The 13488-nt window shown below is 42.0% G+C and carries 12 protein-coding genes, 1 tRNA gene, 1 rRNA gene, 1 other RNA gene and 1 other annotated feature; of the genes, 12 read left to right on the forward strand and 3 right to left on the reverse strand.

Annotation, left to right across the window (positions count from 1 at the left end):
• The first annotated feature begins 38 nt into the window (after positions 1–38).
• From guaB to ACDZ29_RS10620, 4 genes are all read left to right on the forward strand, one after another.
• Complete coding sequence (gene guaB / locus ACDZ29_RS10605) at positions 39–1502, forward strand: IMP dehydrogenase (protein ID WP_289314122.1); 1464 nt, start codon at positions 39–41, stop codon at positions 1500–1502.
• Positions 1503–1675: 173 nt separating this feature from the next.
• Complete coding sequence (locus ACDZ29_RS10610; protein WP_370016955.1) at positions 1676–2995, forward strand: D-alanyl-D-alanine carboxypeptidase family protein; 1320 nt, start codon at positions 1676–1678, stop codon at positions 2993–2995.
• A gap of 68 nt (positions 2996–3063) precedes the next feature.
• Positions 3064–3288 (forward strand) — a binding site (T-box leader).
• 63 nt (positions 3289–3351) lie between these two features.
• On the forward strand, positions 3352–4629 hold the full coding sequence (gene serS / locus ACDZ29_RS10615) for a serine--tRNA ligase (RefSeq protein ID WP_289323269.1): 1278 nt from the start codon (positions 3352–3354) through the stop codon (positions 4627–4629).
• Positions 4630–4761: 132 nt separating this feature from the next.
• Positions 4762–4854, forward strand: a tRNA-Ser gene (locus ACDZ29_RS10620).
• Between the two features lie 121 nt (positions 4855–4975).
• Here the strand turns inward: ACDZ29_RS10620 and ACDZ29_RS10625 are convergent.
• From ACDZ29_RS10625 to ACDZ29_RS10635, 3 genes are all read right to left on the reverse strand, one after another.
• Positions 4976–5647 (reverse strand): deoxynucleoside kinase, encoded by a 672-nt coding sequence (locus ACDZ29_RS10625; protein WP_289314119.1) that lies wholly within the window; start codon positions 5645–5647, stop codon positions 4976–4978.
• On the reverse strand, positions 5625–6284 hold the full coding sequence (locus tag ACDZ29_RS10630) for a deoxynucleoside kinase (RefSeq protein WP_289323271.1): 660 nt from the start codon (positions 6282–6284) through the stop codon (positions 5625–5627). Before ACDZ29_RS10630 ends, ACDZ29_RS10625 begins: the two co-directional genes overlap by 23 nt.
• A gap of 179 nt (positions 6285–6463) precedes the next feature.
• Entirely contained in the window at positions 6464–7006 is a 543-nt protein-coding gene (locus ACDZ29_RS10635) for an isochorismatase family cysteine hydrolase (RefSeq protein ID WP_289323272.1), read from the reverse strand.
• Between the two features lie 138 nt (positions 7007–7144).
• Between ACDZ29_RS10635 and tadA the strand changes: the two genes are divergently transcribed.
• From tadA to ACDZ29_RS10675, 8 genes are all read left to right on the forward strand, one after another.
• Positions 7145–7651 (forward strand): tRNA adenosine(34) deaminase TadA, encoded by a 507-nt coding sequence (gene tadA / locus ACDZ29_RS10640; protein ID WP_370016956.1) that lies wholly within the window; start codon positions 7145–7147, stop codon positions 7649–7651.
• Between the two features lie 148 nt (positions 7652–7799).
• Positions 7800–8064, forward strand: an RNA gene (gene ffs, locus ACDZ29_RS10645) — signal recognition particle sRNA large type.
• Between the two features lie 182 nt (positions 8065–8246).
• Complete coding sequence (gene dnaX / locus ACDZ29_RS10650; RefSeq protein WP_375090814.1) at positions 8247–9935, forward strand: DNA polymerase III subunit gamma/tau; 1689 nt, start codon at positions 8247–8249, stop codon at positions 9933–9935.
• Between the two features lie 21 nt (positions 9936–9956).
• Positions 9957–10274, forward strand: a complete 318-nt coding sequence (locus tag ACDZ29_RS10655) for a YbaB/EbfC family nucleoid-associated protein (protein ID WP_053348895.1) — start codon at positions 9957–9959, stop codon at positions 10272–10274.
• Between the two features lie 60 nt (positions 10275–10334).
• Positions 10335–10931 (forward strand): recombination mediator RecR, encoded by a 597-nt coding sequence (gene recR / locus ACDZ29_RS10660; RefSeq protein ID WP_289314114.1) that lies wholly within the window; start codon positions 10335–10337, stop codon positions 10929–10931.
• Between the two features lie 20 nt (positions 10932–10951).
• Positions 10952–11170, forward strand: a complete 219-nt coding sequence (locus tag ACDZ29_RS10665) for a YaaL family protein (RefSeq protein WP_260288908.1) — start codon at positions 10952–10954, stop codon at positions 11168–11170.
• 108 nt (positions 11171–11278) lie between these two features.
• Positions 11279–11548: a pro-sigmaK processing inhibitor BofA family protein gene (locus tag ACDZ29_RS10670; protein ID WP_375090815.1), complete on the forward strand. Its 270-nt coding sequence runs from the start codon at positions 11279–11281 to the stop codon at positions 11546–11548.
• A gap of 355 nt (positions 11549–11903) precedes the next feature.
• A 16S ribosomal RNA gene (locus ACDZ29_RS10675) occupies positions 11904–13454 on the forward strand.
• The last annotated feature ends 34 nt before the right edge of the window (positions 13455–13488 follow it).

The following is a 13488-nucleotide window of genomic DNA, read 5'->3' on the forward strand; positions in this document are numbered from 1 at the left end:
AACCTACAAATAATATTTTTAAGCAGGAGGGGAAAATAATGTGGGAAAATAAATTTGCAAAAGAAGGTTTAACCTTTGATGATGTCCTATTAATTCCAGCGAAATCAGAGGTTTTGCCGAAAGATGTTAACCTTCAAGTCAGCTTGTCTGAAAATTTAAAGCTCAACCTTCCTATCATCAGCGCAGGAATGGATACCGTGACAGAAGCTGAAATGGCAATTGCCATGGCTCGTCAAGGTGGATTAGGTATCATTCATAAAAATATGTCTATTGAAGCACAAGCTGAACTGGTGGATAAAGTAAAACGTTCAGAAAGCGGTGTTATTACCGATCCGTTTTTCTTAACGCCAGATCATCAAGTATTTGATGCAGAGCATCTAATGGGCAAATATCGCATTTCGGGTGTGCCTGTAGTCAACAATATAGAGGATCAAAAACTTGTGGGTATCATTACAAACCGTGATTTGCGATTTATTTCCGATTTTTCCTTGAAGATTTCCAGTGTCATGACTGTTGAGAATCTAGTTACAGCGCCAGTGGGAACTAACTTGGAACAAGCAGAAAAGATTCTTCAAAAATACAAAATTGAAAAGCTTCCTCTTGTAGACGATAATGGTGTTCTTAAAGGACTCATTACGATCAAGGATATTGAAAAAGTCATCGAGTTCCCGAACTCGGCGAAAGATAAGCAAGGAAGATTACTTGCAGGTGCTGCTGTCGGTGTGACAAAAGATACAATGAAACGTGTAGAAATGCTTGTTAAGTCTCAAGTCGATGCAATTGTACTTGATACTGCTCACGGTCATTCAGAAGGCGTCCTTGAAATGGTGAAGGAAATCCGCAAGGCATATCCTGAATTGACGATCATTGCTGGTAATGTGGCAACAGCTGAAGGAACGAAAGCGTTGATTGAAGCCGGAGCTGATGTAGTGAAAGTGGGAATCGGTCCAGGATCGATCTGTACGACAAGGGTTGTAGCTGGTGTAGGTGTTCCTCAAATCACGGCAGTCTTCGATTGTGCGACAGAAGCAAGAAAATATGGTAAAACGATTATCGCTGATGGCGGAATCAAATACTCTGGTGACATCGTTAAAGCCCTCGCTGCAGGTGGACATGCAGTAATGCTAGGCAGTATGCTTGCGGGTGTAACTGAAAGCCCAGGTGAAACGGAAATTTTCCAAGGTCGCCGTTTTAAAGTTTATCGGGGTATGGGTTCTGTTGCTGCAATGGAAAAGGGATCTAAGGATCGTTACTTCCAAGAAGATAACAAGAAATTCGTACCGGAAGGCATCGAAGGGCGCCTTCCATACAAAGGACCTCTTTCAGATACCATTTTCCAACTGATCGGCGGCATTCGTTCAGGTATGGGATATTGCGGTACAGCCACATTGGAAGAGTTAAGAGAAAACTCTCAATTTGTCAAAATGACTGGTGCCGGATTAAGGGAGAGCCATCCTCATGATGTCCAAATTACTAAAGAAGCACCTAACTACTCAATGTAATGAATTTAACATATAATCGTCATTAAAATTTATTGTTAAAATAGACAGAGTCTACGATTACTCTGTCTATTTTTTTTATTTTTTCTGTGATAAACTAGACAAGGTGTCAAGGGAATTACATAAAGTTTCTTCTTTGTTATAGAGATTAGCTTAAAAGTTGGAGGTATTGGAAATTGAAAAAAATCAGCAAGATGACCCTCATTTTCACTTTTGTTTTTGTTCTTGTTATGTCGCAATTTGCCTATCAACCGGGGGAAGCTGTTGCTGAATCTGATAATTTAGATTTAAAAGCAGAAGCAGCCATCATCATTGATGGCGAAACAGGACAAATCGTTTATGAAAAAAATGCCGATAAAGTATTAGGGATTGCATCCATGTCAAAAATGATGACTGAGTACATCATAATGGAGTCAATTGAAAATGGGAAAATCAGTTGGGATCAAAAAGTTAAAATAAATAAATACGTACATGATCTTTCAAAAGCACCGAATTTGTCGAATGTTGGGTTAACAGAAGGTGAAGATTATACAGTTAAGGAACTATATCAAGCTATGGCCGTCTATTCTGGAAATGCTGCAACAGTTGCTTTAGCACAGTTGGTTTCCGGAAGTGAAAAGAGTTTCGTTAAATTAATGAACGAAAAAGCAAAACAATTAGGCTTGAAAAACCATAAATTCGTTAATGCCAGCGGTTTGAATAACACCGATCTATTAGGGCAGTATCCTGCCGGTAAAGAAGATGAAGAAAATATCATGACAGCAAAAGATACTGCTCTTCTTGCTTATCGTCTAATAAACGATTATCCGGAAGTGTTAAAAATCGCAAGTATTTCTAAATTGAAGTTCCGTGATGGAAAAGAATATCCGAACTTCAACTGGATGTTGCCTGGCCTGATATTTGAATATAAAGGCGTAGATGGACTGAAAACTGGATCTACCGACTTTGCCGGTTATGGTCATACAGGGACGGTTATCCAAGATGGTCAGCGCTATATTACGGTGGTTATGAAGTCCACTAATAAAAATGAACGTTTTGCAGATAGCACTAAGCTGATGAACTATGCTTATGCAACCTTTAAAAAAGAAAAAATCCTTCCAGCCAATTACCAGGTGAAAGGGAAAGAAACTCTTTCGGTAGTAAAAGGTAAGGAAAAAAACGTTAAGATTCAATCTGAAAAAGCGATCGAGCTGCTTGTTGAAAATGGCGAGAAAGATAACTATAAAACAGACTTAGTGATCGATAAAAACAAATTGAATGATGATGGTAAGTTGACTGCACCAATCAAAAAAGGTGAAAAGCTTGGTTACATTACAGTCACTCCTAAAAACGGCGAAGATTACGGGTACATTAACGGTGATCCAGTGAAGGTTAACGTCGTAGCTGCTGAATCTGTTGAAAAGGCAAACTGGTTCGTGTTATCAATGCGAGCGGTTGGCGGATTCTTTGGTGATGTATGGAGCAGTGTAGCTTCTACTGTTAAAGGCTGGTTTTAAGTTTCGTGTATAAAACGGTTGCGTAATGTACAAAATTATAGTACATTATGGAAAACAATCTGATATATAAGAAAGCAATGACAGGATATAGTAACAAGTATTTCTTTCTATAGAGAGCCGATGGCTGGTGAAAATCGGTGTGAGAGTTTTGTGAATCCCTCCTGGAGCAGAGTATGGAAAGCCTTTTGGGTCAGTAAATGCTTTCGGTTAAAAGCCGTTATCGTGATAAGTGGTAGGCATTTTTCATATGCCTTCAACTAGGGTGGCAACGCGGGTTAACTCTCGTCCCTTCTTCAGGGGACGGGAGTTTTTTGCGTTCTTTGATAGATCATCAAAATATTAAGGAGGAACTGAGTATGTTGGATTTGAAATATGTAAGAAATAATTTTGAAGAAGTGAAACGTGTACTGCAATTTAGAGGTGAAGATTTAACCGATTTAGGTAAATTTGAGGAATTGGATGTAAAGCGTCGGGCTTTGATTGCTGATACGGAAAAATTGAAAAGTAAAAGAAATGAAGTTTCAAATCAAGTGGCCGTATTGAAACGGGAGAAAAAAGATGCTGATCAGTTGATTGCTGAAATGCGTGAAGTTGGCGATCGAATCAAAGGATTCGATGATGAGCTTCGTGAAGTGGAAGCCCAGTTAGGAACATTACTTCTTTCCATTCCTAATATTCCGCATGAAAGTGTGCCAGTGGGTGAAACGGAAGACGATAATGTTGAAATCCGTAAATGGGGAGAATTGCCGGAATTCAAGTTTGAACCGAAACCACACTGGGATGTTGCTGGAGATCTAGGTATCCTGGATTTTGAACGGGCAGCAAAAGTGACCGGAAGTCGATTTGTATTTTATAGGGGTCTTGGTGCTCGATTAGAGCGTGCTTTAATTAGCTTTATGTTAGACCTTCATGTTGAAGAACATGGATATGAAGAAATGCTGCCTCCATATATGGTGAACCGTGCAAGCATGACTGGCACAGGTCAATTGCCAAAATTCGAGGAAGATGCCTTCCGTATTGAAAGTGAAGATTACTTCTTGATTCCTACAGCTGAAGTCCCGGTGACAAATTTCCATCGTGATGAAATCATGGGCATGGACGATCTGCCAATAAGCTATGCGGCATACAGTGCTTCATTCCGTTCAGAGGCAGGATCTGCTGGTCGTGATACCCGCGGCTTAATTCGTCAGCACCAGTTCAATAAAGTTGAGTTAGTGAAGTTCGTGAAGCCGGAAGATTCTTATACGGAATTGGAAAATCTTACAGGTCATGCCGAAAAGGTCCTTCAATTGCTAGGTCTTCCATATCGAGTACTAAGCATGTGTACGGGAGATCTTGGTTTCACTGCTGCTAAAAAGTATGATATCGAGGTTTGGATCCCGAGTTATGGAACTTATCGCGAAATTTCTTCTTGCAGTAACTTTGAAGCATTCCAGGCTAGACGTGCCAATATCCGCTTCCGACGTGATGCAAAAGGTAAACCGGAACATGTCCATACTCTAAATGGATCAGGTTTGGCAATCGGCCGCACAGTCGCCGCGCTTTTGGAAAATTATCAGCAGGAAGATGGCAGTGTCATCATTCCTGAAGTGTTACGTTCATATATGCGCGGTGCGGAAGTCATTAAACCGTAAGTTAAAGGAATCAGCTTCTTAATATAAGAGGCTGATTCTCCTTTTTATCTAAGTTTGAAAATTATTTTAAAAAAACTTTGTAGACTGCTTGACTTTAATTTTAAATCAATGTATTATAATAAATGTTGATACGGAGGTATACCCAAGTTCGGCTGAAGGGATCGGTCTTGAAAACCGACAGGGGAGTCAAATCCCGCGGGGGTTCGAATCCCTCTACCTCCTCCATAACTTATTAATAACCACAGCGCATAAATTGGATATCGATGAATTCCGTTACAGAAATGTAACGGAATTTTTGTTTTCTAATATATTAAAAAACCACCGGATAATCGGTGGTTTTTCTGTTTTACATATTTCGTAACAACTTGGTTTGCTCCATATATTCGGCAATCCGTTTTATAAGAGGTTCGATACTTGCTTCATCCTGCATTAGGTCATATTCGTTTATATTTAATCGAAGGACAGGACAGGCGTTAAATTGATCGATCCATTCTTCGTAACGGCCATGCATCTCCTGCCAATATTCAATTGGGGTATGCTGTTCCATTGGACGGCCACGCTCTTGGATCCGGTCGAGGATATCATCCAGTGAACCTTCGAGATAGATAAGTAAATCAGGGTGCGGGAAGTATGGCGTCATAACCATCGCGTTGAAAAGGCTTGTGTATGTTTCGTAGTCGACATCGTTCATCGTACCTTTTTCATAATGCATTTTTGCAAATATTCCAGTGTCTTCATAAATGGAACGGTCTTGGATAAAACCGCCGCCATATTCAAAGATTTTTTTTTGCTCTTTAAAACGTTCAGCGAGGAAATAGATTTGCAGGTGGAAACTCCAACGATTAAAATCATCGTAAAACTTATCCAGGTAGGGGTTCGTATCAACCTTTTCAAAGGATGTCCTGAATTGAAGGGCATCGGCTAATGCATTGGTCATGGTCGATTTTCCTACTCCAACCGTCCCTGCTATCGTAATGACGGCGTTGTTTGGAATATTATATTTCTTTCGTAAGTTCATTTGACTTTACTCCTTTTTGCAGGGCATTCTCTATTTGGTTGATTATCGTTTTCAAATCATCCTGGTTGCCTACGAAATCCAGTTCATCTCCGTTGAACGTAAGAACAGGTATGTCAGGGTGCCGTATCTCGAACGTTTCCATGAATGTTCGATAATCCGCGGATAACTGCTCTAAATAAACGGAGGATATATTTTTTTCGAATTCACGGCCTCTTTTACCGATTCGGGAGAGAAGGGTATCTAGACTTGCGTTTAAATAAATGACCATATTAGGTTTGGGCATATCCCGTGTTAAAATATTGAATATTTCAAGGTATTTATTGTACTGTTCATTTTTTAAAGTTCGTTCAGCAAATATCAAGTTCTTGAATATATGGTAATCAGCGACCACGGCTTGGTCATTGGTAAGATAATTCTTTTCGATATCTTCCAATTGCTTATAACGGTTACATAGGAAAAACATTTCTGTTTGAAAGCTCCACTCATCAATATCGTTGTAGAATTTCCCGAGAAATGGATTTTCATCAACGATTTCCTTCAATAATGAAATTTGAAAATGATCTGCGATAACTTTTGCAAGTGATGTTTTTCCCACGCCAATTGGACCTTCGACAGTGATAAATGGGGTGGATTTCATCCAATCTGTCCTCCTTCATGAGGTATCAAACTAAAATTCCCAGTTTATTAGGTATTTCAGCCAAGAGATATTGTAACACAGACTTGGGTCTTAAGTGTTATTTTTGTCAGCTTGCTAATGAAGGAGAATGAAAGATTGTTTACCGAGGAGATATGATAGCTTAGTGCCTTGCTTGTCTGTTAAATTTCCCCACATTTTATGGATGCTTTGAGAACATGTTTCATCATCTTTAATGCATAATGATTATCTTCCTTTGAGGCTGAAGCGATGCAATCCTTGGGTATCCATAATTGATATTCACGCATATAGGCATCATTGGCCGTGAATAGTACACAGATGTTACCGGCTATGCCGGTAATGATCAGGGTATCCACCTTTAATCGTTTGAGTAATGTGTTGAGGGCTGTCCCGTAAAATGCAGAATGCTTCGGCTTGATGAGAAAGAACTCGTCCTGCTGAGGTTTTATCCGTTCGATTAAAGAGGCGTTTCGATCATTTTTACATGTTTCAATAATTTTATCGAAGTCAGCCTGCCATAACTCGTAATGATCATTGATATATATGATTGGGAATCCTTTTTCTTTCATTTGCTTTTTTAACTTCAATATCGGATCGACGATATCCATCGTATGTTCAAGGAGCATATTCCCGTATTTGAAATCAAAATCATTGATCATATCAATGATGAGCAAGGCGAAAGTAGGCGATTCAGGTCGGTTCATGGTATATGCTCCTTTAATGTGAGAATTTACTTGCGGCACATATGCAGATTGCGTTACTATTCATTAGAATAAGTAGTATGACCTTTATTTTGTCTTATATTTGTCTGTTTACTCCTACTTATATGAGGGGGTTTTTTTATGAAGGATGATTTTTATTACATGAATTTAGCCTTAAAGGAAGCAGAAAAGGCGCAGATGTTGAATGAAGTGCCGATTGGCGCTTTAATTGTAATAGATGATCAAGTTATTTCGACGGGGCATAACCTGAGGGAAACTGAACAGAATGCGACGGCACATGCGGAGCTACTTGCGATCAATGAGGCTTGCAATGCACTTGGCAGTTGGCGTCTTGAGGATGCGACGTTATATGTAACGTTGGAACCCTGTCCCATGTGTGCCGGTGCCATTTTGCAATCGAGGATAAGACGGGTTGTTTTTGGAGCGCACGATCCAAAGGCTGGCTGTGCAGGGACATTTATGGATTTACTTCGAGATGAACGCTTTAACCATCAATGTGAAGTAACTAGCGGTGTATTAGGCGAAGAGTGTGGTTGGATATTGACTTCTTTTTTTAAAGAGCTTAGGGATAGAAAGAAAACTTTGAAAAGAGAGCAGGCACTAAAGAGAGTCGAAGAAAATAAATAGGTGAAAAATGATCATTGAACATGCGGCCTTGCTTCTTTTGAAAAAAATGGAACCATACTGTTCCGTTAACAACACTTGCGTTTTTTTTGTTACCTTAGTATAATGAATTATGCGTCGTAATGACGCTGCGAAATTGGTATTACATTTGCCGTGCTAGACGGGGAGGTAGCGGTGCCCTGTACTCGCAATCCGCTCTAGCGAGGTTGAATCCCTTCTCGAGGTTAGCATTCTGTAGGGCCTGCCTTAAGTAAGTGGTGTTGACGCCCGGGTCCTGCGCAATGGGACTCCATGAACCATGTCAGGTCCGGAAGGAAGCAGCATTAAGTGGAAGTTCTCATGTGCCGCAGGGTTGCCTGGGCCGAGCTAACTGCTTAAGTAACGCTTATGGTTGCTAATCGACAGAAGGTGCACGGCAGTTATTTTACATAAACAAAAAACTCATTCGTTTCGGGTGGGTTTTTTTTTATGCCAAGAAGGTAAACTGATTGGCGTTTTGAAAAAAATGAGGCAATCATGAAATTTCTTTTTAGTCTTTGAAATTAAGGAAATCAGTAATGTATAATAAACAAGATGGAGAAAAAAAGGAGGGATTTCCGTGGGGTATCAAGCATTATACCGGGTATGGCGGCCACAACAATTCATTGATGTAGTGGGGCAGGAACATGTAACGAAAACGTTGCAGAATGCCTTGGTCGGGCAAAAGGTTTCGCATGCCTATTTATTTTCCGGTCCACGTGGGACAGGGAAAACGAGTGCTGCCAAAATTCTTGCAAAAGCAGTGAATTGTGAGCATGCCCCGACAAGTGAGCCCTGTAACGAATGTGCTACCTGCCGCGGAATCACTGATGGCTCCATATCAGATGTTATAGAAATTGATGCAGCATCCAATAATGGTGTCGAGGAAATCCGTGACATTCGTGATAAGGTCAAATATGCACCGAACGCGGTTACATATAAAGTTTATATCATTGACGAGGTACATATGCTTTCACAAGGGGCTTTCAATGCGCTTTTAAAGACATTGGAAGAACCCCCGAAGCACGTAATTTTCATATTGGCGACGACTGAACCTCATAAGATTCCACTAACTATCATCTCCCGTTGCCAAAGGTTTGATTTTAAAAGGATTCAGCCTCAAGATATAGTTGGCAGGATGTCACAGATCATTGCAGAGACAGGTGTTTCATGCGATGAACAAGCCCTGCATATCATTGCAAGGGCAGCTGAAGGCGGGATGCGAGATGCCCTAAGCCTTCTTGATCAAGCGATTTCCTTCAGTGAAGAGACGGTTTCTGTGGAAGATGCATTGACTGTCACCGGCTCAGTTTCGCAGGCATTTTTAAGCCGGTTGGCAAAAGCTATATATGATAAAGAAGTAGCGGTGGCACTTGAAGTCCTTGAAGAGTTGCTAGCTATGGGGAAAGACCCGGCTAGGTTCATAGAAGACATGATTTATTATTTCCGTGACATGCTTTTGTTTCAAACGGCACCGGCACTGGCAGAATCCTTCGAGCGTGTATTGATAGATCCCCAATTTAAAGAATTGGCAGAAGTAATTTCATCTGAATCGATTTACTCCATTATTGAAAGTTTCAATCAAACACAGCAGGATATGAAATGGACAAATCATCCAAGGATTTTCCTTGAAGTGGCACTTGTGAAGTTATGTAATGAGCAGAGGCCCAATCAAGTGGATAATGGGCAGCTTCAACAGCTACAGCAGAAAATAGAGGATTTAGAGAAGAAATTACTGGAAATGCAGAAAAATGGCATTCCAGCAGCCATGACAGAAAAACCTGCAGAGCAGGCAAAGGCACAAAGGTCCATTAAAAAAGCGTATAAAGCTCCTGCAGGAAAGATCAATCAAGTTTTGAAACAAGCTACTAAGCCAGGTCTTAATGCTGTGAAAAGTAAGTGGGGGGAAGTCCTTGAACAGTTAGGTCAGCAAAACCAAAAGTCATTGGCAGCTTTATTAACGGAGGCAGAACCTGTTGCTGCGTCAACTGAAGCTTTTGTGGTAAAATTCAAATATGATATTCATTGTCAAATGGCAATGGAAAATAACCGTTTCGTGGAAGTGATTGCCTCGATCATGCAGCAATTGACCGGACACAGAATGGAAATCGCTGGTGTTCCGGAGAGCCAGTGGCAAAGGTTGCGGGAGGACTTCATCTCAACACAGCAGTTCGACGGTCCAGAAGAAACGGAATCAAAAGAAGAAGACCCCTTTATAGCAGAGGCTAGAAAATTAGTCGGCGATGATTTACTTGAAATTAAAGAATAATTGGAGGTAAGGAAAATGGGTATGCGCGGCGGTAATATGCAAAACATGATGAAACAAATGCAAAAGATGCAAAAGAAGATGGCAGAGGCACAAGAAGAATTAGGTGAAAAAAAGATCGAAGGCACTGCTGGCGGTGGAATGGTAACGGTTATCGTGACAGGCCATAAGGAAATAGTTGATGTAATCATTAAACCGGAAGTTGTCGATCCGGATGATATCGATATGCTTCAGGATTTAGTCCTGGCTGCAACTAACGATGCTTTGAAAAAGGCGGAAGAACTGACAAACCAAACGATGGGACAATTCACTAAGGGAATGAACCTTCCAGGTATGTTTTAAGCAAGTTCAAAAGAAACTTCCTTTCAGGAGGTTTCTTTTGAAATTTTTAGGAGGAATTCGATGCATTATCCAGAACCAATTTCCAAGCTCATTGACAGTTTTATGAAATTGCCGGGGATTGGGCCTAAAACTGCTGCTCGATTAGCCTTTCATGTACTAAGCATGAAGGAAGATACTGTTTTGGATTTTGCAAAAGCACTTGTGAATGCCAAGCGGAATCTAATGTATTGTTCAGTCTGTGGTCATATTACAGATCAAGATCCCTGTTATATATGTGAAGATCAAAAGAGGGACAGAAGTTTGATTTGTGTGGTTCAGGACCCAAAAGATGTAATAGCCATGGAAAAGATGAGAGAGTTCAGTGGTTTATACCATGTACTGCACGGCAGTATTTCCCCGATGGACGGAATAGGTCCGGAGGATATAAATATTCCTGATTTATTAAAGCGCCTGCAAGATGAAACTGTGTTGGAGGTCATTTTGGCTACTAATCCTAACATTGAAGGTGAAGCGACAGCCATGTATATTTCGCGGTTGCTCAGACCGTCAGGGATTAAAGTGACCCGAATTGCCCACGGACTTCCAGTTGGCGGAGATTTGGAGTATGCGGATGAAGTGACGCTATCAAAAGCAATAGAAGGAAGAAGAGAAATATAAGATAGCTGGGAGGACTTCACTTGTTCTTTCGTAAAAAAAAGAAACTTCGAAATGAATTCAATGATTCATTAATCGAAGAGCTTGAACATTTGAAATGGAATTGGCATAATCAAAAATCATTACTTGAAAAAAGCGTTGATCCATCTGAGGAAGTAATCGCCCAAGCAAGACTGGCGGAAGTGAAATATTTCTACTTATTCAGAGAAGTTAAAAGAAGGAACGTCCGCTTGAAAAGATGATAAGGAGATGGCTGTGAAGGATTGCATTTTCCTCATAGCCATTTTTTTGTTTCAGTTCTTAATCCATAGATCCGTTCATATAAGTGTAGTACAAGCTTGCGGGGAGGAATGAGTTTGGAACCAGTTGTCTTTGTTGCCGTAGTTGGCGGCCTGATTTTAATGCTTCTCATTATCGGGGCGCCTTTAAGACCCGTCCGGTTTATAGGGCAGGGGATTATAAAAATCATCATCGGTGCAGCCTTTTTGTTCTTTTTGAATACACTTGGGAATCAAGCGGGTATCCATGTACCCATCAACCCTGTTACCTCGGCAGTCGCCGGCCTGCTTGGAATACCAGGAGTAGCAGCTTTGGCGGCCATTGGTTATTGGATCATTTAAAGGCTATTTGCGTCGATGTCACTTTAATGAAAACCTCATGGATACCTCCTTGGGGTTTTTATCATGTTTATAGGTCATTTATGTTTTTTGAAAAAAACTGATTTAACCATTGACGATAGCAGATTAACCTGATAATATATTAGGAGTCGCCAATAACGACATCACAAATGCTCAATCAAAAAACAATATGAAAAAAATGTTGACATTAGATTAGCTAAGTGATAAGATAATAAAGTCGCTTATGAAGCGGACAACGAAGTATCGCTCTTTGAAAACTGAACAAAACAAAGCGCCAACGTTAAATTTTTAAGTGAGCACACACTATTAAAAAAGCAAAATGAGCAAGTCAAACATTTCTTCGGAGAGTTTGATCCTGGCTCAGGACGAACGCTGGCGGCGTGCCTAATACATGCAAGTCGAGCGAATCGATGGGAGCTTGCTCCCTGAGATTAGCGGCGGACGGGTGAGTAACACGTGGGCAACCTGCCTATAAGACTGGGATAACTTCGGGAAACCGGAGCTAATACCGGATACGTTCTTTTCTCGCATGAGAGAAGATGGAAAGACGGTTTCGGCTGTCACTTATAGATGGGCCCGCGGCGCATTAGCTAGTTGGTGAGGTAATGGCTCACCAAGGCGACGATGCGTAGCCGACCTGAGAGGGTGATCGGCCACACTGGGACTGAGACACGGCCCAGACTCCTACGGGAGGCAGCAGTAGGGAATCTTCCGCAATGGACGAAAGTCTGACGGAGCAACGCCGCGTGAACGAAGAAGGCCTTCGGGTCGTAAAGTTCTGTTGTTAGGGAAGAACAAGTACCAGAGTAACTGCTGGTACCTTGACGGTACCTAACCAGAAAGCCACGGCTAACTACGTGCCAGCAGCCGCGGTAATACGTAGGTGGCAAGCGTTGTCCGGAATTATTGGGCGTAAAGCGCGCGCAGGTGGTTCTTTAAGTCTGATGTGAAAGCCCACGGCTCAACCGTGGAGGGTCATTGGAAACTGGGGAACTTGAGTGCAGAAGAGGAAAGTGGAATTCCAAGTGTAGCGGTGAAATGCGTAGAGATTTGGAGGAACACCAGTGGCGAAGGCGACTTTCTGGTCTGTAACTGACACTGAGGCGCGAAAGCGTGGGGAGCAAACAGGATTAGATACCCTGGTAGTCCACGCCGTAAACGATGAGTGCTAAGTGTTAGAGGGTTTCCGCCCTTTAGTGCTGCAGCTAACGCATTAAGCACTCCGCCTGGGGAGTACGGCCGCAAGGCTGAAACTCAAAGGAATTGACGGGGGCCCGCACAAGCGGTGGAGCATGTGGTTTAATTCGAAGCAACGCGAAGAACCTTACCAGGTCTTGACATCCTCTGACAACCCTAGAGATAGGGCTTTCCCCTTCGGGGGACAGAGTGACAGGTGGTGCATGGTTGTCGTCAGCTCGTGTCGTGAGATGTTGGGTTAAGTCCCGCAACGAGCGCAACCCTTGATCTTAGTTGCCAGCATTCAGTTGGGCACTCTAAGGTGACTGCCGGTGACAAACCGGAGGAAGGTGGGGATGACGTCAAATCATCATGCCCCTTATGACCTGGGCTACACACGTGCTACAATGGATGGTACAAAGGGCTGCAAACCTGCGAAGGTAAGCGAATCCCATAAAGCCATTCTCAGTTCGGATTGTAGGCTGCAACTCGCCTACATGAAGCCGGAATCGCTAGTAATCGCGGATCAGCATGCCGCGGTGAATACGTTCCCGGGCCTTGTACACACCGCCCGTCACACCACGAGAGTTTGTAACACCCGAAGTCGGTGAGGTAACCTTTATGGAGCCAGCCGCCTAAGGTGGGACAGATGATTGGGGTGAAGTCGTAACAAGGTAGCCGTATCGGAAGGTGCGGCTGGATCACCTCCTTTCTAAGGATAATTACGAGAGCGCTTTTGTTTTGTT

Origin of the sequence: Peribacillus sp. RS7 (assembly GCF_041956845.1) — a bacterium.
Lineage (GTDB): Bacteria > Bacillota > Bacilli > Bacillales > DSM-1321 > Peribacillus.

Excerpts from the sequence above, each read along its gene's own strand:
- guaB (WP_289314122.1), top strand. The coding sequence starts at position 39 with ATGTGGGAAAATAAATTTGCAAAAGAAGGTTTAACCTTTGATGATGTC.
- serS (WP_289323269.1), top strand. The coding sequence starts at position 3,352 with ATGTTGGATTTGAAATATGTAAGAAATAATTTTGAAGAAGTGAAACGT.
- ACDZ29_RS10625 (WP_289314119.1), bottom strand. The coding sequence starts at position 5,647 with ATGAACTTACGAAAGAAATATAATATTCCAAACAACGCCGTCATTACG.
- ACDZ29_RS10630 (WP_289323271.1), bottom strand. The coding sequence starts at position 6,284 with ATGAAATCCACCCCATTTATCACTGTCGAAGGTCCAATTGGCGTGGGA.
- ACDZ29_RS10635 (WP_289323272.1), bottom strand. The coding sequence starts at position 7,006 with ATGAACCGACCTGAATCGCCTACTTTCGCCTTGCTCATCATTGATATG.
- tadA (WP_370016956.1), top strand. The coding sequence starts at position 7,145 with ATGAAGGATGATTTTTATTACATGAATTTAGCCTTAAAGGAAGCAGAA.
- ACDZ29_RS10655 (WP_053348895.1), top strand. The coding sequence starts at position 9,957 with ATGCGCGGCGGTAATATGCAAAACATGATGAAACAAATGCAAAAGATG.
- recR (WP_289314114.1), top strand. The coding sequence starts at position 10,335 with ATGCATTATCCAGAACCAATTTCCAAGCTCATTGACAGTTTTATGAAA.
- ACDZ29_RS10670 (WP_375090815.1), top strand. The coding sequence starts at position 11,279 with ATGAGTTTGGAACCAGTTGTCTTTGTTGCCGTAGTTGGCGGCCTGATT.